Source organism: Pseudomonas gingeri (genome assembly GCF_013386165.1).
Lineage (GTDB): Bacteria > Pseudomonadota > Gammaproteobacteria > Pseudomonadales > Pseudomonadaceae > Aquipseudomonas > Aquipseudomonas gingeri_C.
On record NZ_JACAOS010000003.1, the window covers coordinates 860,360 to 880,174 of the forward strand.

The window sequence follows — 19,815 nt, forward strand, 5'->3', positions numbered from 1 at the left end:
GGCAATCATGCATAAACCACGCATTCCCCTAGTCATGCAAATTCTGATCGGCCTGGCCGCCGGTATTTTAGTTGGTGTGCTCTTGAACCAGTTTCCGGAAGCTCGGCCTTGGTTGATTGCCAATGTGCTGCAGCCGGCCGGGGATATTTTCATACGGCTGATGAAAATGATCGTTATCCCGATCGTGTTCGCTTGCATGGTCGTTGGTATCGCCGGGAACAGCGACGCCAAGTCGCTGGGGCGTGTCGGTGTACGCACGTTGTTGTATTTTTTCGCGATCACCACCAGTGCGATCATCGTCGGTCTGGTAATAGGCAATTTACTGCAACCCGGTGCCGGGACGGATATTGCCAGTTTGAGGGCTGTTGCCGTGAGTGTGGTTCCGGTTACGAGTAGCGGGCACGGACTGGCGCAGATCCTGCTGAACCTTATTCCGGACAATGTCGTGGATGCGATGGCCAAGGGCAACATTTTGCCAGTGCTGTTCTTTTCGGTAATTTTCGGCGTCGGCGTATCGGGACTGAGTGAGGAGCGCAAGCGTCCCCTTGTCGAGGCCTTGCGGGGCCTGTCGGAGGGCATGTTCCGCGTGACCTCCATGGTCATGGCGTACTCACCGATTGGCGTTTTTGGCATGATCGCCGTGACGGTTGCCAACTTCGGTTTCAGCTCGCTACTGCCCTTGGTCAAGCTGATCGCAGTTACCTACCTGGCCATTGTTCTGTTCGCGTTCTTTGTGTTGGGCAGTGTGGCGCGCATTGCGGGTATCCCGTTCTTCAAGCTGATCAGGCATATCAAGGACGAGCTGATACTGGCGTTTTCAAGCGCCAGTTCGGCAGCCGTCATGCCGCAATTGATGGTGAAGCTGGAAAGTTTCGGCGTTCCACGTTCGATCGTCAGTTTCGTGGTGCCCGTGGGTTACTCGTTCAACCTGGATGGTGCATCGCTATTTCTGGGGATTGGTACGTTGTTCGTCGCCCAGTTGTATGGCATTGAACTGAGCCTTGCAGATCAGGCGATGCTGGTGGTGACGATGGTGCTGACGTCCAAGGGCGCCGCAGGCGTACCGGGTTTTATGTTTGTGATCTTGTCGGCGACATTGAGCAGCGCCGGCCTGCCATTGGAAGGCATTGCCTTCATCGCCGGGGTGTATCGGATTATGGACATGGGCACCACCACACTGAATGTCTTGGGCAATGCCTTGGCCCCCTTGGTCATTGCTCGATGGGAGCAAAAGAGCGGAAAAGTCCTGCTGCCAGATACCAAGGAGATCCAGGTTCACGCCGATCCGCAGGCCATGCGGTAATCGAGTTCCGCATCGTGATCTGCGGGCAATATCAGCGTCGAGACACAGATCACGATTCACCTGGAAACCTTACTTTTTCGTGCATTGAATCGTGTATCCGTAAACTTCCCATCAGTTTTGGTTGGAGCAGTTTCCTTGATCCTGATAGTCCAGGACATGTTCCCGGCCCTGATGATCCAGATAGTCAAGACGCGTCGGAACCACGCCGCACTGGTCAGAAAGGTCAGTCGTGGACAGGACTGTCGCCACGTCCAGATTGACGTAGAAGCCGGCTTTGTCATGAATCACCGAAGCGTTATCAGCGGTGCCGGCGAAGGCCGAACCAGTGGCGAGGAGGGCGGCGAATCCGAGGAAGAAAAGTTTCATGGCATTGTCTCTCTGTTCAAGTGGGCTGCCTGTTGTCTGGCAGTGAGTTCACAGTAACAACGCGACTCAAACAGATAACGAACAAAACAATGACAAAGCTGTAATGCAATTTTGATGCGGGATCAGGGCTTGTGGGCGTAGGTGACGTGACGGCGATTGCTCTGGTTTGGACGCGTGCAGGGGTGGGGTAGGAGAGGTCATTGTAATGCGCGCTCCACGCACGGCTCGGTAATACGCCATTGCCGGGGGCATTCTGTCTTTCAATGGGGTTTGCTCATAAACCAAGGGGCAAGCTCTTAGCTTGCCCCTTGGTTGTACTGAAAGTTTCAGTTATGCAGAGATGGTTTTGGAATGCGCGGCGAAGAGATCAGCCTCTTCTTTAAGCGCTTTCTGGACCGATGGCAGCGCGTCGATACGTGCTTTGTAGGCCATCAGGTGTTTCAGATGGTCGATCTGTGCACCGGAGCGTTCGTGCCACCAGGTGCCAAACACGTAAGCGTCGGCGACAGTGAACTTGTCACCGGTGAGGAACGCGCGGCCATCGGCAAGGCGAGCATCAAGGGTGGCATAGGCAGACACAACTTTGGCACGGGTCCAGGCGGCGCCGTCTTCGGTCAGCAGTTTGCGCATCAGCGGGATGTGTTTCTGGGCAATCTCGGTGGCGATGAAGGTCAGCAGTTGATCGACCTTGACACGATCCAGTGTGCCACGAGCAGGAATCAAGCCGAACTCTGGATGCTGGTCTGCCAGGTAGGAAGTGACGACGATCGTCTCGGACAGGATGTCTTGTTGATCGTTCTCCAGGGCCAACGCCGGAACGTAGAGCAGTGGGTTTACTTCCGCGAAGTTATCGCCGTTGGAAGTGCTTTTACCGAAAACGTCGAAATGAACCAGCTCAAGATCGAGGCCAATTTCGTTCGCGATGATTTGTACGGCTTGGGAACAGGTTTGGTTAGCGATGTAGAGTTTCATGGCTGGATTACCTTTGTGGTTTGTCGAGTTCAGGCCCGTGAATCGGGTCAGTGGGCACAGTCTGTTCTCGGCAAAAAAAACAATAAACACCGTAAATAGATACTGTCTGTAGCCTCATGAGCGACAATTGAACGTCCTTTTACCTCCCCTCGGCCTAATGAGTTTTGTCGCTTCGTAGGAGACAGAGCGTCGCTTTACGCCTGGCTTATCGCTCCTCGATATCCGGGCATAGTGAAGCCCTGTAAGCGACGGCTACGTTGCCGCCGATCCAATAAAGAGTGAGGAATTCATCATGTCCGAACACGCGCAACTCATCCCCTTCCATATTGACATTCCCCAGGCTGAACTCGATGAGTTGACGCGCCGTCTGGATACCACCCGCTGGCCAGATCGTGAAACCGTGGACGACCATTCTCAGGGCGCTCAGTTGGATGATGTCAAAGCGCTGGTCGACTACTGGCGCACCCGCTACGACTGGCGCCGCCTGGAAAAACGCCTGAATGGGTATCCGCAGTTCAAGACCGAAATCGACGGTCTGGGCATTCATTTTCTCCACATCAAATCGCCGCACGCAGACGCCATGCCGCTGATCATGACCCACGGCTGGCCAGGTTCGATCATTGAGTTTATCGACACCATCGATCCGCTGGTGAACCCTACCGAGCACGGTGGCGAAGCGAAAGATGCGTTCCACGTCGTTCTGCCTTCGATCCCAGGTTACGGTTTCAGTGATAAGCCCACTCGGAAAGGCTGGAACCGCACTCGTATCGGCACTGCGTGGCACGAATTGATGAGTCGTCTGGGTTACGCAGAGTACGTGGCACAGGGGGGGGATTGGGGTAGCGTGGTTACAACTGAAATGGGACGTCTCAAGTTGGAAGGTTTGAAAGCCATCCACGTTAACTTGCCGTTCGTTGTGCCCCAGGACCTGCCCGCGGAGTTGACCGCTGAAGAGCAAGCAGCATTGGATCAATGCGTGCTGTTCGCATCGGACGGTATCGCGTATCACGACCTTCAGACCACCCGCCCGGAAACAATCGGATACGCGCTGGCCGATTCACCGGTGGGCCAGGCAGCATGGATCTACGAGAAGCTTGCGCTGTGGAGCGACAGTGGCCGTAAAGCGGAAAACGTCTTCAGTTATGATCAGATGCTCGACAACATCATGTTCTACTGGATTACCAACAGTGGCGCTTCTTCGGCACGGATGTATGCCGAGCATCCGGGGCTGAACTTTGGAGCGGTGGCTGTCGACATTCCCGTCGCCGTTTCTGTGTTCCCGGGTGAAATCTATACCCCGCCAAAAGCCTGGGCCGAGAAAGCGTTCAGCCAGTTGATCTACTGGAACAGGGCCAGCAAAGGGGGGCATTTTGCGGCTTTTGAGCAACCGCAAATTTTTGCTCGTGAGATCCGCGCTGCCTTCGCGACCCTGCGTTGATCCTTGGCTGTCGCATCACTCAAAATAATCCTACGTTCTATTAATTGGCGCTGACCATGGGTGTTGCTTTGCAATGTCGAACTCGGTAGCGCGTTAATTAAATTAGGGCTCTACAGTCATGCTCATTAACGAAAAGCCATTTCTTGATCTCGACCTTAATTTGTTACTCGTCTTTCTGATTATTTTCAGAGAGCGCAGTTTGACCAGGACTGCCCAGCTCCTGGATGTTACCCAGCCTGCTGTCAGCGGCTCGTTGCTGCGACTTCGGCAGCATTTTGATGATCCGCTATTTATTCGCCTGCGCGGGCGAATGGAGCCTACTGCTAAGTCGATGACGGTCGCGCAAGTCTTGCTACCTGCAATGTTGCAGATTGAAGCCGTCCTAAATATGAGCGTGGCCGCTCGACCTCGCACGCTGGAGGTCAAGGAGGTGAAAGGTTGAGATTGTCTCTCTCGGGGCTACTTACAGTCTCGCTGAGCGTTGTTTATCCGAGACTGAGCGTAGGTCACTATTCGCTCATGGACCGCCAAAACACTGACCCGCGAACCATGGAGTTTCACCCAGGCGTTTTCGGCACCTGAAGGGAAGGGATCCCGAACCCACCACCCATAGGGGTGAGTTGAAGTAGAGGCCATCGATAATGCTGACAAAACAATTGATCATCTCTGGTGATTACTTACTGAATTTTGGTCATGTACCGGAAGACATTTTGTGGCCGCTTGAGCGCATCGAACAGTCGATGCACGACACCATGAAAGAGCGCCCTACACACGGTGATTTCTGGATTTTTGCTTATGGTTCTTTGATTTGGAACCCCTTACTGAATTTTGCAGGGCAGCAGGTTGCAACGCTCCAGGGCTGGCATCGAAGCTTCTGTCTACGAATGATCGCTGGGCGCGCGACGATGGATATACCAGGGCGGATGCTGGCGCTTGAACCAGGGGGGGCAACTCAAGGCATCGCGTACCGCCTGACAGAAGCGGTCGCTGAGGCGGAGTTGATCCTTCTGTGGGTCCGCGAGATGCCCACAGGCGCGTACCAGCCAGTCTGGACCGAAATTGAGCTGGAGGACGGGAGTGAGGTGACAGCCCTGGTTTTTGTCGCAGAACCCGATCACCCGCTTTATGAAAGCGATTCAGCTGTGGAGTCCATTGTCGACTGCATCACAAGCGCGGAAGGACCGATGGGCAGTAATGCGGATTATGTGCACAAGCTCTGCTCTGCACTTAGTGAAAGTGGAATTGCGGATGAATACATTGGTGCTCTGTCCGCAGAAATAATGTTTTAGACGTTTTAAATAACGACGGGAATGCCGGGCTGATTATTACCTTGGCCCTCTAATTCCGTTCTTTGAGTGATGTACTGATCGACATTTTGTGAAATGGCCGAACGGTATCGTTGCGCCCGCAGTTCGTAGTTTTCTGAATGATATTTAATGAGCAGGAGAGAGAAAATGATCGCCAACCGTAAACGGCTATCCGCCGCGTTAAGTGCGCTCTTAGTGGCCGGCATCGCCGGTATCGTTGTGAAGTATGGCGATCACTTCGAGCCCATCAGTTCTGCCCACGCAGCCTCAGATGTTGTCGCACCTAAGACTGAGGTGGACGTGGCCACTGTGGTCTTTAAAACCATCAGCGAGTGGCAGAGTTATTCCGGCCGCCTTGAGGCTGTAGACAGGGTCGACATTCGTCCGCTGGTACCAGGCACGATTGTCGCCGTACATTTCAAGGATGGCGCGCTGGTGAAAAAGGGCGATCTGCTGTTCACCCTGGACCAGCGTCCTTATCTGGCTGAGGTTGATCGGGCTGCCGGCCAACTGGCGGCTGCCGAATCCCGCGCCATCTACACGGCGACCGATGCGGCTCGCGCTCAGCGGCTGATCGAGCAGAACGCCATCGCCAAGCGTGATTTTGACGAGAAGCAGAATGCCTCCCGCGAAGCGGCCGCTAACGTCAAAGTGGCGAAGGCCATGCTCGACGCTGCCAAGGTCAACCTGTCCTACACCCTGATCAGTGCGCCTGTGGCAGGGCGTGTGTCCCGTGCCGAACTGACTGTGGGCAATATCGTCTCGGCGGGTACCTCGCCGCTGCTGACGACGCTGGTTTCGGTCTCGCCGATCTACGCCTCGTTTGATGTCGATGAGCAGACCTACCTGCGTTATCTCAATCAAGCATCCGGGAGTACCGCGCCTGTCTCGCTGGGATTGGCGGACGAAAACGGTTATTCGCGTAAAGGTGCTGTCGACTCCATCGACAACCAGCTGGACACCCAGTCCGGAACCATCCGTGTGCGTGCTCGTTTCGACAACGCCAACGGTGCTCTGCTGCCGGGCCTTTACGCGCGAATCAAGGTAGGTGGCGGCAAGCCGTTTGAAGCCGTGTTGGTCAACGACTCTGCCATTGGAACCGACCAGGCGAAGAAGTTCGTGCTGGTGGTAGGTGCCCAGGACCGCGTTGAGTACCGCGAAGTCACGTTGGGCAACCTGCATGAAGGGCTGCGTGTGGTGACCGCTGGCCTCAAGGCCGGTGATCGCGTAATCGTCAACGGCATGCAGCGCGCCCGCCCCAACGATGCTGTCCACGCCAACTCGGTGGACATGGCTGATGTCAGCCGCGCTGCCAAGCCTGCGGCTTAACGAGAACCCATCATGAACATCTCAAAATTCTTTATTGATCGGCCCATCTTCGCCGGCGTGCTGTCGGTGGTGGTTGTATTGGCGGGGCTGATTGCCCTGACCAAACTGCCCACCGCCGAGTACCCGGAAGTGGTGCCGCCCTCGGTGGTGGTACGCGCTGAATATCCGGGTGCCAACCCGAAGGTCATCGCCGAAACCGTGGCCTCGCCGATTGAGGAACAGATCAACGGCGTCGAAGATATGCTCTACATGCAGTCGCTGGCCAACAGTGACGGCAAGTTGACCACAACCGTGACCTTCAAGCTGGGGACCGACCCGGACAAGGCGCAGCAGTTCGTACAGAACCGCGTTGCCCAGGCGCTGCCGCGCCTGCCCGAAGACGTGCAACGCCTGGGTGTGACCACGGTCAAGTCGTCGCCGACGTTGACCATGGGCGTGAGCATCCTGTCGCCTGGCCAGCGTTACGACCTGACCTACCTGCGCAACTACGCCCTGATCAACGTCAAGGACCGCCTGGCGCGGATTCCAGGCGTGGGTGAGGTGGTGATGTGGGGCGCCGGTGATTACTCGATGCGCATCTGGCTCGACCCACAGAAAGTCGCGCGCCTGAACCTGACTGCGACCGACGTGGTGAAAGCCATTCGTGAGCAAAACGTGCAAGTCGCCGCCGGTATTGTGGGAGGCGCACCGATGCTGACCGACGTGCCGCTGCAACTGAGCGTCAACGCCCAAGGCCGTCTGAAAACCGAGCAAGAATTCCGCGACATCATCCTCAAGACTACCGGTGGGGCGGTGTCCCATCTGTCCGACGTTGCGCGGGTCGAGATGGCAGCGTCCGAGTACACCCTGCGGGCAATGCTCGACAACAAGCCTGCTGTGCAGATGATCATCTTCCAGCAGCCAAACGCTAACTCGCTGCAGATCTCCGATGACGTGCGCAAGGTCATGGAAGAGATCAAGCAGGACATGCCTGACGGTGTTGACTACGGCATCAAATATGACCCGACCCAATTCGTGCGTGACAGTATCCATGCAGTCATCACGACTCTGCTCGAAGCCATTGCCCTGGTGGTTTTGGTGGTCATCGTGTTCCTGCAGACCTGGCGCGCCTCGCTGATTCCCTTGCTGGCCGTGCCGGTGTCGATCATTGGTACGTTCGCGCTGCTGCTGGGGTTTGGCTACACCATCAACGCCTTGTCGCTGTTCGGCATGGTCCTGGCGATCGGTATCGTCGTGGACGACGCCATCGTGGTGGTGGAAAACGTCGAGCGCAACATTGCCGACGGCCTGTCGCCACGAGATGCGACCTACAAGGCCATGCAGGAAGTGAGTGGGCCGATCATCGCCATCGCCCTGACACTGGTTGCCGTATTCGTACCCCTGGCATTCATGTCTGGCCTGACCGGCCAGTTCTACCAGCAGTTCGCGATGACCATTGCGATCTCGACAGTGATCTCGGCGTTCAACTCGCTGACCTTGTCGCCGGCGCTGTCGGCCATCCTGCTCAAAGGGCATGGCGAGCCGAAAGACCGTCTGACCCGGGTCATGGACGCGCTGTTCGGGGGCTTCTTCAACGCCTTCAACCGCGTGTTCCATCGTGGCTCGGAACACTATGGCAGTGGCGTGCGCAGCGTGGTCAATCGCAAGCTGGTGATGCTGGTGGTCTACGGCATTCTGCTCGGCGGTGCCGTCCTGATGGGCAAGATCGTGCCCGGTGGTTTTGTGCCTGCGCAAGACAAAGACTACGTGGTGGCCATTGCTCAGTTGCCAAGCGGCGCAACCTTGGACCGTACCGAGAAGGTTGTCCGTGAAATGGGCGATATCGCCCTGGCTATTCCAGGGGTCAAGAACCTGCCGCAGTTCCCGGGGTTGTCGGTCAGTCTGGCCAACTCCCCAAGCAGTGCGCTGGTTTTCCCTGTGCTCGAACCGTCCAAGTACCGCTCCAAGGACCAAGCGGCCTCGGCCATCGTGGCACAACTGAATGCCAAGTACGCGGGGATCAAAGACGCTGCAATTGCCGTGTTTCCACCACCGCCAGTGGCCGGTCTTGGTACCGTTGGTGGCTTCAAGCTGATGATCGAAGACCGTGGCGCGCTGGGTTACGAGGCGCTGAACAAAGTCACTCAGGACTTCCTGGCGGCGGCGGCCAAGGCACCAGAACTGGGCCCGGCGTTCTCGACGTTCCAGATCAACATGCCGCAACTAAACGTTGACCTGGACAGGGTCAAGGCCAAGCAGCTGGGTGTCTCGGTGACCGATGTATTCGACACCCTGCAGATCTACCTGGGTTCGATGTACGTCAACGACTTCAATGCTTTTGGTCGTGTGTACCAGGTACGGGCTCAGGCCGATGCTCCATTTCGTGCCACTGCTGAAAGCATCGGCGTGCTGAAAACCCGTAACGACAAGGGGGAGATGGTGCCGCTGTCGTCGCTGGTGAAAGTCAGCACGACATACGGTCCAGAAATGGTCGTGCGTTACAACGGCTACACCGCTGCCGACATCAACGGTGGTCCAGCCCCGGGTTACTCCTCCGGTCAGGCGCAGGCCGCTGTTGATCGCATCGCCAAAGAGGTATTCCCTCGCGGCATCAAGTACGAATGGACTGACTTGACGTACCAGCAAGTGCTGGCCGGCAACTCGGCGCTGTGGGTGTTCCCAATCAGTGTACTGCTGGTGTTCCTGGTGCTGGCGGCGCTGTACGAAAGCCTGACGTTGCCACTGGCGATCATCCTGATCGTGCCGATGAGCATTTTCTCGGCGCTGGTCGGTGTATGGCTGACCAAGGGAGATAACAACATCTTCACCCAGATTGGTTTGATGGTGCTGGTGGGGCTGTCGGCGAAGAACGCGATCCTGATCGTCGAGTTTGCCCGTGAGCTGGAGATGCAAGGGCGGACCATCGCTCAGGCCGCCATCGAAGCCAGTCGTCTGCGTCTGCGGCCAATTCTGATGACCTCCATTGCCTTCATCATGGGCGTGGTGCCACTGGTGTTCTCCACGGGTGCCGGTGCCGAGATGCGCCATGCCATGGGGGTCGCGGTGTTCTTCGGCATGCTCGGTGTGACCCTGTTCGGCCTGATGTTAACGCCAGTGTTCTACGTGCTGTTGCGCAAGCTGTCGGGTGTCGAGCATTTGGTGGACAAACATGGCAAGCACCCGCACCTGGGGGCTGACCTGCCACAACAAGAACGTGCCCAGGCGACCCGTCTCGACAACCACAGTTCGCACACTTCGGCGCGCATCGCTGAAGCCGTGTCCGAGTGAGGAGAACGACATGAAAGTTTTTGCTTTGAACCGGATGCTGCTGGGTTCAGTGTGGCTGGTGACCGTGCTGGCAACAGCAGGTTGCTCGCTGGCACCCACCTACCTTAAGCCGAATGTTTCGATGCCTCCGGCTTACAAAGAGGAAAAGGTGCAGGAGCCTCGTACCGCGTTGTCGGCTGCTGAAGCTGGTTCGTGGAAAACGGCCGAACCGTCTGAAGAAGTGGCCCGTGGTGACTGGTGGGCAGTGTTCAAGGACCCGACCCTGAACAGTCTCGAAAATCAGGCCGCCAGCGCTAACCAGAACCTGGCCGCGGCCACCGCCCGACTGAACGAAGCCCGTGCACTCAACGTTGCTGCCCGTGCCGGATTGTTCCCGACGTTGGACGCGGGCATCGGCCCGACCCGGCAGAAGGTTTCCGGCGCTTCGCAAGGTCTGTCTAACAGTGCCAACGTTCCTGCGCAAACCCTGTGGCGCGCGCAGGCCGGGATATCCTACGAGGTCGACATGTTCGGTCGTGTTGCCAACACCGTGGAAGCGGCGAAGGACGACATGCAACAGAGCGAGGCGTTGTTCCGCTCAGTACACTTGGCGTTGCAAGCGGATGTCGCACAGAACTACTTCGCACTGCGTGAATACGACGCCGAAGCCAAGGTTTTCGCTGATTCTGTAGCCTTGCGCGAGCAGACGTTGAAGCTGGTGCAACAGCGATATGACATGGGGGAGATCAGCGAGTTGGATTTAGCTCGTGCACAATCGGAGCTGGCCTCGGCGCGCTCCGAGTCGATGACCGTCGAGCGTCTGCGCGCCACGTCGGAGCACAGCCTGGCAGTGCTGTTGGGCAAGGCGCCGGCAGAGTTTTCCATCGCACCGAATCCGCTGGTAGCGGTCAACTTGCGCATCCCCGCCGGGCTGCCGTCGTCACTGCTGGAGCGCCGTCCTGACATCGCTGCGGCAGAACGTGCAATGGCTGCGGCTAACGCGCGGATTGGTGTTGCCAAGGCAGCATTCTTCCCGTCGCTGACGCTGACTGGAGTTGGTGGGTTTGAGTCGGATTCGTTGGGCAGCCTGTTCAAGTGGAGCAGCAGAACGTTCCTGTTGGGGCCTCTGACGGGTACTGCGCTGAACCTGCCGATCTTCGACGGCGCAAAGCGCAAGGGCGATTTGGCTAACGCACGCGCCGTGTACGAAGAGAACGTCGCGACCTATCGTCAGCAGGTGCTGGTGGCGTTCCAGGAGGTCGAGGACGGGTTGTCGGACCTGCGTATCTTCGAGGACCAAACCCGCACCCAGGCTGAGGCTGTTGATGCAGCGGCCCGTGCGGCACAACTTTCCCGTGCGCAGTATAACGAAGGTGCGGTGAACTACCTCGACGTGATCGACGCTGAGCGCACCGTGTTGCAGTCGCGACGTACGGCGGTGCAGTTGCAAGGCCTGCAAGCTGCGTCGACAATCAATCTGATTCGTGCGTTGGGTGGCGGCTGGGGGGATGTCGTGCCCGTGAACGAAGCGCTCAAGGTTAGTCAGAAGTAAATGATGGGGCATTAAGTCTGGTGACAAACCGAAGCCTGTATGTGTAGGGCTTCGGTTTGACGAAGGACGTTATCTGAGCCGGTCGGCCAGGTAGTTGAGTACTGCTCGCGTCTTCGCAGGCATCCGGTGACCCAGTGGGATCAGGGCGTGCACGGGTGGGCCCGGTGTATCAACGGCGGGGAATATCCGAACCAGTTTTCCGCTGTCGACATAGGGCTGAGCGACCTTATCGAATATTTGCGCGATGCCCAAACCGACAACCGTCGAATCGATCAAAGCCTGACCGTCGGAAACAATCAGTACCGGGGCCGGGGAAAGCTCCCTGACATGGCCGTTTTCGGCAAGCGACCACGGGCGCAAGCGCCCTGTGAATCCCCGAAAGATGACGGCGTCGTGGTTGACAAGGTCCGACGCCGACTCAATGGGAGGATGACGAGTCAGGTAGTCAGGCGAGGCATATAGGCTCAGCGTGATGTTGCACAGTTTGCGTACTGTCATTTCACTGTCGTGAGGCAAGTCTCCGGCGCGGACCACAATGTCCCAGCCTTCACCGACGGCATCGGACATCCGGTCAGTCATGGACAGTTCGAGGGTTACCTGCGGGTACTTGTGGCGAAGCTCTGAAATAGTTGGAAGGAACAGCTGGCGAAACCCCGATGGGATATCCAACCGAACACGACCGATTGGTTCTTCTCTGCGCGCCGCGAGAGCCTGAGCTGCGTCCCGTAGGCTGTCCAGCGCTGCCTGCGCAGCAATCAAGTACGTCTCTCCGTCTTCGGTGAGACGCACGGCCCTTGTGGTGCGCTGAAACAGGCGAGTACCCAGGCGGCTCTCCAGACGCTGAACCGCCTTGCCGACGTTGGATTTGCTGGTGGCAAGGTTTTCGGCTGCGCGGGTGAAACTACCCGTTTGGGCGACCCCGACGAAGGCAGCGATATCGGGGAATGACGTGTCGGCACGTTCCATGATTGTCTCTCTTGAAGCGACTAAGCGTCTCATTCAGGTGTGTTTATCGATGATTCTTAGTCAGCAACAATGACACATCTTTTCGAAAAATAGGTGGTTACCCCATGACAAATATCGCCCATAAGGCGAGCGCGCGAGACAAGTTGCTCATTCTCGCCGCTATATGCCTGTCAGCGCTTGTCCTGCCCCTCAGCTTCACAGGAGGGGCTGTTGCCACCCCGGCAATTGGTCGTGAACTGGGAGGTAGCCCGGTTGCCCTGACCTGGATCACCAACGCCTTTATGCTGTCATTTGGCAGTCTGTTGATGGCCGCCGGCGCACTGGCCGATGTATACGGTCGCAAAAAGTTGTTCACCATTGGCATGATGCTGTTCACCGCCGCTTCTGTTGCACAAAGCCTGGCCCCTTCGGTGTTCTGGTTGGATATTCTGCGTGCGGTCCAGGGCGTTGCAGGTGCGGCGGCATTGGCCAGTGGTTCGGCGGCCATCGCCCAAGAGTTCGAAGGCCATGCCCGTACTCGCGCTTACAGCATGTTGGGCACGACGTTCGGTATCGGTCTGGCGTTCGGCCCCCTGGTGGCTGGCGGCTTGATCGAAGCGTTCAGCTGGCGCGCAATCTTTGTGTTCACTGCAGCCATTGGCGTAATCGCAATGGTTTTCGGTCTGCCGCGTATGCGCGAAACCCGTGATCCAGGGGCTCAGGGTTTGGACTGGCCGGGGACCATCACTTTCACCGGCGTGCTTGCACTCTTCACCTTTGGTGTCATCCAAGCGCCTGAAAGTGGTTGGGGCAGCCCGCTAGTGGTAGGGCTTCTGGTCGGCTCTGCGGTGCTGATGGCGTTGTTCGTGATGATCGAAATGCGCGTCAAGCGTCCGATGCTCGATCTCACGCTGTTCCGCTACCCGCGTTTCATCGGTGTGCAGATGCTGCCAATCGGCACTTGCTACTGCTATATCGTATTGGTGGTCATGCTGCCACTTCGCTTTATCGGTGTTGAAGGTCTGAGTGAGATCGATGCTGGCCTGCTGTTGCTGGCGCTGTCTGCTCCGATGTTGGTCATTCCGATGATGGCGGCGTCGATGGCGCGTTTTGTTTCACCGGGCATCTTGTCTGGTGTGGGCTTCTTGATTGCGGCTGTCGGTTTGCACTGGTTGAGTTTGTACAATGTCGGTGAGCCGAAATTTGGCTTGGTAGGGCCAATGCTGCTGATCGGCATTGGCGCTGGGTTGCCATGGGGGTTGATGGACGGTTTGTCGGTCAGCGTGGTTCCGAAAGAGCGCGCCGGTATGGCTGCTGGCATCTTCAATACTGTACGCGTTGCCGGGGAAGGGATCGCACTGGCCAGTGTGGCAGCCATTCTGGCTTCGCTACTGCAAACGCACCTGGTTGAAATCATGCAAAGCGCGCCGGGCAATATCGATATGGCCGCTATTGCCGAAACCGCTCAGCGTGTGACCACTGGGGACATGGCACATGCGATCAATCGCGTACCAGGTTTGGCAAACGAGACGTTGATCGCAGGCTATGCCCAAGCCTTCCAGTATCTGTTGCACATCCTGACCATAATCACTCTGTTTTCGGCAGCGGTGGTGTTGGGTCTGCTTAGCAAAGATCGCACAGTCGTAGAGGAGCCTGGTCGTAAAGCCGTGGCCTAATCGACTAGCTTGGTGTCTCCACAAGGCCGCCAGCAGCAGGGTTGGCGGTTTTTTCTCATATGTGTTTCCCAGCGTACATACCTTTACTCTGCCTAACTGCCCCCTACCAACTGGGTGGTGACTACAGCGTCGCGGATGCTTATTTGTATACCTTACTTCGATGGCTGAAATGGTTCGGATTTGGGCTTGAAAGATGGCCCAGCCTGCAGCGATTTCAGGAGCTAATTGCACTGCGCCCCGCCACTATTGAGGCTCTCGCAGCAGAGCCGTCGGGGGCGGCTGAGTCATCTCATTGATTCTGAGATGACTTAGCTATCGGGCGAATTGTCTCGCGGGAGTCCGAATAAGTGATCCGGGTGATTACCTTCAGATGGCAATGTCACCGGCACCGTTGATTCCTATCCGGTTGAAACACACCGACGTAGTACGCAGCCGCTGGAAATCGAGAGTGCCAGTTATGTCGAGTTTCTGGAACGATGGTCACCCTCTGTTCGGCCCTTGAGTGATCATTTGAGGTGAGTGCGAGTGTTGAAGAACATACCTTCTGATACAGTTCTAGATCCAATTTTGACGCATGGTAGACACCACTTCATGACGAAATTCTCGCGCCGTCAGATTATCGCATCCATGACGGTAGCCAGTGCAGCAATCGCGATCCAGGCGCCTGCTTTGGCTGTTCCATCTCCCTCGGCCACCACTGACAACGACCTAGAGAAACAGCTGCAAAAACTTGAGCGCGAGCATGAAGGAACGCTAGGCGTCGCATTGATGAACTGCTCTACAGGGGCCATCGCCAGCCATAGAGGCAATGAGCGAGTCCTGCTCAATAGTACGAGCAAGCTCTTCATCGCAGCAGCGGTATTGGCAAGGGTGGACAGCGGTAAAGAGAAGCTTGATCGTCTCCTCGTGGTCAGAGAGTCAGATCTTGGTGGGTGGACACCTATCACCGAGAAACGGCTCGGCGAGCCAGGTATGACGGTCGCAGAACTATGCCTGGCCGCTGTGGCGTGGACTGACAATGCAGCCTCCAACGTTTTAATTCGCAGCGTTGGAGGCCCGGAGGCAGTCACCGCCTATTTGCGCTCTATCGGTGACGATATCACCCGGTTGGATCGTTACGAGCCGGCCCTCAACGAACATGATCATGAAGGTGATGAACGAGACACCACGACACCACTGGCCATGATGAAAACGTTAAAAACACTGCTGCTCGGAGACGCGCTTTTGCCCTCTTCTCGACATCAGCTCGCAGCGTGGATGATAGAGGGCAAGACAGGAGCGACTCGCCTGCGCGCTGGCATGCCTGCATCCTGGCTGGTCGGGGAGAAAACCGGTACTAATGATGTAGGCAACGCCAATGATGTTGGTGTCGCCTGGCCTACTGATCGGGGCGCCGTGATAGCAGTGGCCTATACGTTTTTGCCAAAAGCATCGAAAGAGCAACGTGACAAAGCGATCGCGATGATCGGAGAGATGGCTTCCAAGCTGTGAGTCGGTACTGGGAAAGAGCCGGGCCCGACGCCGGGCAAGCGTGTTGACCTCAGGACTCAGGTTCAGTCGACGCCTTGTCACGGCGAATCTGCATGATCGCTGGCAGCTTTTCCTCGATCCAGTCCACCATGGCTCCGACGCGTTCGGCAGCCTCGTGCCCCAGGGGCGTGAGGCTGTATTCCACATGGGGCGGCACCACCGGCAATGACACGCGGCTCACCAGCCCATCGCCCTCCAGACCTTGCAGGGTCTGCGCGAGCATTTTTTCGCTGATCCCGCCAATCTTGCGGCGCATATCACTGAAACGATGCATGCCGCCCGACAGCAATACCAACACCAGAACGCCCCAACGGCTGGTCATGTGCTTGAGCACATCGCGCGAAGGGCAGTTGGCGTCGAGCACTTCACCTCGTTGGACCATTCTGGAAAACGTCGACGCGGGGGCCTCGGGAAGATTCATGACACTTACCTTTTTGTACGTACTTACTATTAGTTAGCTAGGTGTGTACGTTGAGCGCTCTTCCTCATTCACGCAAGGTGTTTCTTCATGATTGCTATTACAGGTGCGACAGGACAATTGGGCCGTCTGGTGATCGAGGCGCTGTTGGAGCGGGTGGCTGCCAGCGAGTTGGTGGCGCTGGTCAGGGATCCGCTCAAGGCGCAGGACCTCAGCGCCAAGGGCGTTACCGTTCGCCAGGCGGATTACAACCAGCCGCAGACGTTGGCCAGTGCGCTGAGCGGGGTCGAACGCTTGCTGCTGATCTCGTCCAACGAGCTTGGCCAACGCAGCGTGCAGCATCGTGCGGTGATTGACGCGGCAAAAGCGGCAGGCGTGAAACTGCTGGCCTACACCAGCGTATTGCGGGCCGACACCTCGGCATTAGGCTTGGCGGACGAGCACCGTGAAACCGAACAGGCCTTGAGCGTGTCGGGGCTTGAGCATGTGCTGTTGCGCAATGGTTGGTACAACGAAAACTACACCGCCGGTGTACCGACGGCGGTGGCGCACGGCGCCCTCCTGGGCAGTGCCGGTGAGGGCCGGATCGCTTCTGCCGCACGCGCTGATTATGCCTTGGCGGCTGCGGTGGTTCTGACCAGCGAGGGGCAAGCGGGCAAGGTCTATGAACTGGCTGGCGACACGGCCTACACCTTGAGCGAACTGGCCGATGACATCGCGAAGCAATCGGGCAGGGCGGTGGTCTACCAGAACCTGCCCCAGGGCGAATACCACGCGGCACTGCTGAGTTTCGGTTTGCCGGAAGGTATTGCCGCCTTGCTGGCCGACTCCGATGCCGCCGCCGCCAACGGTGCGCTGTTCGATGATCGTCGGCAACTGAGCGCATTGATTGGCCGCGACACGACGCCTGTCGCTACATCGGTAGCCGTGGCCTTGAAGGGCTGAAGCGCTGTGCCAAATGCCGGTTTCGAGTGTTCAGCCATTCGCCGCCGCAATACATTAAAAAAGAAGCGCCCAAAGGCGCTTCCATTGTTCACAAGGCAATAAAATCAATTGCTCGCCGGTAAACAGGCGACAGACAATTCCCCATCCAGAGTTTTCGTATATAGGTAATTGCAGTATGCCTGTGCCACTGGTATATCCGCGCCACCCGGCGGCGACGAATCGTTGCTTGGGGGAGCCAAGTTGGCCGCAGTTTGTGCTTGAGCAAGCGTGTAGGGAACGCCATTTGTTGACGGAAGGTTCATCGCGGCTACATGGGTCCCGAAATTCATCAGGTATCCAGCCACTGCTGCGCCGGTACGATTAACGCCCGAATCGCAGTGAATATAAATAATGGCATCCTTTATTGAGGTTAATGCCGAGGGAGCGTTGGGCAAGTTGGCCGTCTGACCTTGCAGCGCGTTCCAGATCGCCCATATCAGCCCGGAGTAATCGAAACCTTCCTTATCTGTCCCCGTGCCGATAGAGTTGGCTGGAGAAGGGTTCCAGGTCGCGCCAACCGTTTCCAGCAATTCGGTTCCCAACGCCTGAATCGGCCAATACATCATTGTGCTCCCGGCGGTAACCCCTGTGTTTGTCGCGCTGAAGTAGACGGGGTAAGGGCCCGAATTACCGTTGGGAGTGGTGCTGTTTTCGGTAAACCACTTTATCTCGGCCTCTACAATATATTTGTCTTTATCACTGCCAAACCCGATCAGGCAGAAGTCGATCACCATCGGATTGGCGGCGAGCGTGATACCGGTGCTTGAAAAATTTTCATCTTTCTTAATGGCGCCGACTAAATCAGAAATGGCAAATGGCTCATCAGTTTTAATGTTTGCACCGAAAGCAGAGCTGCCACGCACCAGAATATTATTGAAAAATGTATTGTAGTCCACCACTCGAACTGAACCAGGTATGAAGCTACCATCTCCGTGAATTTTCTTTCCTGAAGAATCCATGCCATCTCCCATGATGTTTTTTACCTCAATGTAAGGGTCAGAGGTTGTTGTGGTACGTGGTTGCTTTAACGTGTGCGCTAACAATAAGGTGAGCTGATACGTGCCGCAGGAGCGGAAATCAATAGATTCTTCAGGGCGCTCTCCGCAGACGGGCGCTGAATGATGGCCAGTGGCCTTGCCAGCCAAGCCTGAATATAGATGCCTTTTGCAGGACCGCAAGCCGATGTCGGGCTGAAATCGGAAGTTTCTCGGCAGGCACACAAATTACGGTGGGGGGCAGGGCACACAGGGTTCTAGCTCGCCCCACAGAACGGCACTGTCGAAGAGTCGGGCTGCCAATTGTTAGACCGTGACGATGAGGGTATGCCGAGCAAGGTATCGCCTGATACTGCGGTTCAATGGTTCAGAATAGAATCGCGCGACCGCTGCGCTTAGTGCCGCGGACAGCACGAAGAACATAACCAGAAGCAGCGTTTTTTCATCGCCGACGACGACGCGAGGCGGGAATATCGTTCTCATTGCGCCGAGCACGATGAGGTGAAACAGGTAGAGTTCGTAGCTAAGCCTTCCAAGCCATCCGAGCCCGGCCAGGAGGCGGGTGTGCTGGAGGTCGCTGCCTGACGGATGATGGTGCGCACCCAGCAACAGCACCGCGGTACCAAGCGCCATCGCAGTCACACCAAACACGTTTGATTGCCCAATCGGCCAATACAAATAGAGGAATGCCATAGCGCCGAGGGTCAGTGCCTGCAGGATCTTCGCTACAGAACCGTACAGAGGCATTCGCCCGGCAAGCAAGGCCGTGCAGCATCCAATGGCGATGCCGTCGAAGCACGCGAAATAGTCATAAAGGAAGCCTTCCTCATCGCCCTGATGAGTGAAGCGGTACAAGGGGGCGGCGATAATAATCATGCCCCAGAAGGCAAGCAGGCGCGACTCCCGCTGAAGGAGGCGGCAGAGAATCGGGAACGTGAGGTAGAACACTTCCTCGACCGACAACGACCACAGTACACCGAGAGGATAATTGACCCACCCTCGGGCGCTGATCAGCACATTCATCCAGAAGGTCAGGGACGCCAGATTCACGGTCCAGAACGAGACCGGTGTCCCGGCGGACATATTATTCTGGAAGATCGCCACACCGCCCAAAGCAAGCACGTTGACGATGACGACCAGCAACAGAAGGCACGGGACAATACGCGCGATACGCATTCCGTAGAACGCACGCGCACTGATGCCGACGAGCCCAGGCCAGCGACGATGAGCATTCGACGTAATCAAATAGCCCGAGATGACGAAGAACATCGTCACCCCATAGTTACCGTTGCGGGCGACAGCACGGACGGCATCCCAACCCAATACATCAGCAAGGGTCGTATCGTTTAGATGATAAGCGATGTTGAAATGGTGAAGCAGTACGAGAAAAATAGAGACGCCTCGAATCAGATCGATCCGAGGATTACGCAGGCCAACGCTCATCGTTAGATTATCCCTTTGCCCATTCTACAAATGCCGAACCGACCTCGTGCAAGACTGCCTCACGAGCGTCCAGGCTGAGTTAATGGGGTATCCATAAATATTATTGCAATCATTGTCATGCACTCGGTGCCGCTTAAGTTATCACAGGGGGAGCACGGCACGGTAAGCGTCAGGCAGGCATGCCTTTCTGAGGCATTCGTCAGTGACGTCTACAATCAACTTGGGAGTTGTCACGTTAAATTTAACTTTGCGTGAGGATTATGGGATGTGCAGGCCTACACAATCCCCGATAGACCTAACGCTCGGAGCCG

Annotated in this window: 17 protein-coding genes; 10 read left to right on the forward strand and 7 right to left on the reverse strand. The window is 56.8% G+C overall.

Translation table 11 applies throughout. The features are described from left to right. Positions 1-7 precede the first annotated feature (7 nt). Positions 8-1,303: a cation:dicarboxylate symporter family transporter gene (locus tag HX866_RS08395; protein ID WP_177138957.1), complete on the forward strand. Its 1,296-nt coding sequence runs from the start codon at positions 8-10 to the stop codon at positions 1,301-1,303. A 111-nt stretch (positions 1,304-1,414) separates the two neighbouring features. Here HX866_RS08395 and HX866_RS08400 read toward each other — a convergent pair whose 3' ends face one another. Continuing rightward, positions 1,415-1,669 (reverse strand): DUF2790 domain-containing protein, encoded by a 255-nt coding sequence (locus HX866_RS08400; protein WP_177097866.1) that lies wholly within the window; start codon positions 1,667-1,669, stop codon positions 1,415-1,417. A 330-nt stretch (positions 1,670-1,999) separates the two neighbouring features. Beyond that, on the reverse strand, positions 2,000-2,641 hold the full coding sequence (locus tag HX866_RS08405; protein WP_177097867.1) for a glutathione S-transferase C-terminal domain-containing protein: 642 nt from the start codon (positions 2,639-2,641) through the stop codon (positions 2,000-2,002). Between the two features lie 292 nt (positions 2,642-2,933). Between HX866_RS08405 and HX866_RS08410 the strand changes: the two genes are divergently transcribed. The 3 genes from HX866_RS08410 (at position 2,934) to HX866_RS08420 (ending at position 5,368) form a co-directional block, all read left to right on the forward strand. Next, positions 2,934-4,079, forward strand: a complete 1,146-nt coding sequence (locus tag HX866_RS08410; RefSeq protein WP_177138959.1) for an epoxide hydrolase family protein — start codon at positions 2,934-2,936, stop codon at positions 4,077-4,079. Between the two features lie 118 nt (positions 4,080-4,197). After that, on the forward strand, positions 4,198-4,521 hold the full coding sequence (locus tag HX866_RS08415) for a helix-turn-helix domain-containing protein (protein ID WP_177138960.1): 324 nt from the start codon (positions 4,198-4,200) through the stop codon (positions 4,519-4,521). A gap of 199 nt (positions 4,522-4,720) precedes the next feature. Further along, a complete protein-coding gene (locus HX866_RS08420) occupies positions 4,721-5,368 on the forward strand; it encodes a gamma-glutamylcyclotransferase (RefSeq protein ID WP_177097870.1) in 648 nt (215 codons plus the stop codon). Between the two features lie 5 nt (positions 5,369-5,373). Here the strand turns inward: HX866_RS08420 and HX866_RS08425 are convergent, their stop codons facing one another. Further along, complete coding sequence (locus tag HX866_RS08425) at positions 5,374-5,592, reverse strand: hypothetical protein (protein WP_177138273.1); 219 nt, start codon at positions 5,590-5,592, stop codon at positions 5,374-5,376. On the opposite strand from HX866_RS08425, the gene HX866_RS08430 reads away from it, so the two are divergent. Genes HX866_RS08430 through HX866_RS08440 form a run of 3 tightly spaced genes read left to right on the forward strand, consistent with a single transcriptional unit; the run spans position 5,534 to position 11,513 of the window. Beyond that, a complete protein-coding gene (locus HX866_RS08430; protein ID WP_177124820.1) occupies positions 5,534-6,715 on the forward strand; it encodes an efflux RND transporter periplasmic adaptor subunit in 1,182 nt (393 codons plus the stop codon). The two genes, HX866_RS08425 and HX866_RS08430, sit on opposite strands and share 59 nt — an antisense overlap. 12 nt (positions 6,716-6,727) lie before the next feature. Next, entirely contained in the window at positions 6,728-9,982 is a 3,255-nt protein-coding gene (locus tag HX866_RS08435; protein ID WP_256344853.1) for an efflux RND transporter permease subunit, read from the forward strand. A 10-nt stretch (positions 9,983-9,992) separates the two neighbouring features. After that, complete coding sequence (locus tag HX866_RS08440; RefSeq protein ID WP_177138962.1) at positions 9,993-11,513, forward strand: efflux transporter outer membrane subunit; 1,521 nt, start codon at positions 9,993-9,995, stop codon at positions 11,511-11,513. Positions 11,514-11,582: 69 nt separating this feature from the next. Here the strand turns inward: HX866_RS08440 and HX866_RS08445 are convergent, their stop codons facing one another. Further along, positions 11,583-12,479 carry a LysR family transcriptional regulator gene (locus HX866_RS08445; RefSeq protein WP_177138965.1) on the reverse strand — a complete coding sequence of 299 codons (897 nt, stop codon included), beginning with the start codon at positions 12,477-12,479 and terminating at the stop codon, positions 11,583-11,585. Between the two features lie 104 nt (positions 12,480-12,583). Here HX866_RS08445 and HX866_RS08450 point away from each other — a divergent pair, with 104 nt between their 5' ends. Continuing rightward, entirely contained in the window at positions 12,584-14,134 is a 1,551-nt protein-coding gene (locus HX866_RS08450) for an MFS transporter (protein ID WP_177097874.1), read from the forward strand. Between the two features lie 591 nt (positions 14,135-14,725). Continuing rightward, positions 14,726-15,625: a class A beta-lactamase gene (gene bla / locus HX866_RS08455; RefSeq protein WP_177138967.1), complete on the forward strand. Its 900-nt coding sequence runs from the start codon at positions 14,726-14,728 to the stop codon at positions 15,623-15,625. Between the two features lie 49 nt (positions 15,626-15,674). Here the strand turns inward: bla and HX866_RS08460 are convergent, their stop codons facing one another. Continuing rightward, complete coding sequence (locus HX866_RS08460) at positions 15,675-16,085, reverse strand: winged helix-turn-helix transcriptional regulator (RefSeq protein WP_177097876.1); 411 nt, start codon at positions 16,083-16,085, stop codon at positions 15,675-15,677. Positions 16,086-16,172: 87 nt separating this feature from the next. On the opposite strand from HX866_RS08460, the gene HX866_RS08465 reads away from it, so the two are divergent. After that, a complete protein-coding gene (locus HX866_RS08465) occupies positions 16,173-17,027 on the forward strand; it encodes an SDR family oxidoreductase (RefSeq protein ID WP_177097877.1) in 855 nt (284 codons plus the stop codon). A gap of 104 nt (positions 17,028-17,131) precedes the next feature. Here HX866_RS08465 and HX866_RS08470 read toward each other — a convergent pair whose 3' ends face one another. After that, entirely contained in the window at positions 17,132-18,025 is an 894-nt protein-coding gene (locus HX866_RS08470) for a hypothetical protein (RefSeq protein WP_177138969.1), read from the reverse strand. Between the two features lie 342 nt (positions 18,026-18,367). Continuing rightward, complete coding sequence (locus tag HX866_RS08475; protein WP_177138970.1) at positions 18,368-19,504, reverse strand: acyltransferase family protein; 1,137 nt, start codon at positions 19,502-19,504, stop codon at positions 18,368-18,370. Positions 19,505-19,815: the final 311 nt, after the last annotated feature.

Bases quoted from the DNA above. Each gene is read 5' to 3' on its own strand.
- HX866_RS08395 (WP_177138957.1), top strand. From the start codon at position 8: ATGCATAAACCACGCATTCCCCTAGTCATGCAAATTCTGATCGGCCTG.
- HX866_RS08400 (WP_177097866.1), bottom strand. From the start codon at position 1,669: ATGAAACTTTTCTTCCTCGGATTCGCCGCCCTCCTCGCCACTGGTTCG.
- HX866_RS08405 (WP_177097867.1), bottom strand. From the start codon at position 2,641: ATGAAACTCTACATCGCTAACCAAACCTGTTCCCAAGCCGTACAAATC.
- HX866_RS08410 (WP_177138959.1), top strand. From the start codon at position 2,934: ATGTCCGAACACGCGCAACTCATCCCCTTCCATATTGACATTCCCCAG.
- HX866_RS08415 (WP_177138960.1), top strand. From the start codon at position 4,198: ATGCTCATTAACGAAAAGCCATTTCTTGATCTCGACCTTAATTTGTTA.
- HX866_RS08420 (WP_177097870.1), top strand. From the start codon at position 4,721: ATGCTGACAAAACAATTGATCATCTCTGGTGATTACTTACTGAATTTT.
- HX866_RS08430 (WP_177124820.1), top strand. From the start codon at position 5,534: ATGATCGCCAACCGTAAACGGCTATCCGCCGCGTTAAGTGCGCTCTTA.
- HX866_RS08425 (WP_177138273.1), bottom strand. From the start codon at position 5,592: ATGCCGGCCACTAAGAGCGCACTTAACGCGGCGGATAGCCGTTTACGG.
- HX866_RS08435 (WP_256344853.1), top strand. From the start codon at position 6,728: ATGAACATCTCAAAATTCTTTATTGATCGGCCCATCTTCGCCGGCGTG.
- HX866_RS08440 (WP_177138962.1), top strand. From the start codon at position 9,993: ATGAAAGTTTTTGCTTTGAACCGGATGCTGCTGGGTTCAGTGTGGCTG.
- HX866_RS08445 (WP_177138965.1), bottom strand. From the start codon at position 12,479: ATGGAACGTGCCGACACGTCATTCCCCGATATCGCTGCCTTCGTCGGG.
- HX866_RS08450 (WP_177097874.1), top strand. From the start codon at position 12,584: ATGACAAATATCGCCCATAAGGCGAGCGCGCGAGACAAGTTGCTCATT.
- bla (WP_177138967.1), top strand. From the start codon at position 14,726: ATGACGAAATTCTCGCGCCGTCAGATTATCGCATCCATGACGGTAGCC.
- HX866_RS08460 (WP_177097876.1), bottom strand. From the start codon at position 16,085: ATGAATCTTCCCGAGGCCCCCGCGTCGACGTTTTCCAGAATGGTCCAA.
- HX866_RS08465 (WP_177097877.1), top strand. From the start codon at position 16,173: ATGATTGCTATTACAGGTGCGACAGGACAATTGGGCCGTCTGGTGATC.
- HX866_RS08470 (WP_177138969.1), bottom strand. From the start codon at position 18,025: ATGGATTCTTCAGGAAAGAAAATTCACGGAGATGGTAGCTTCATACCT.
- HX866_RS08475 (WP_177138970.1), bottom strand. From the start codon at position 19,504: ATGAGCGTTGGCCTGCGTAATCCTCGGATCGATCTGATTCGAGGCGTC.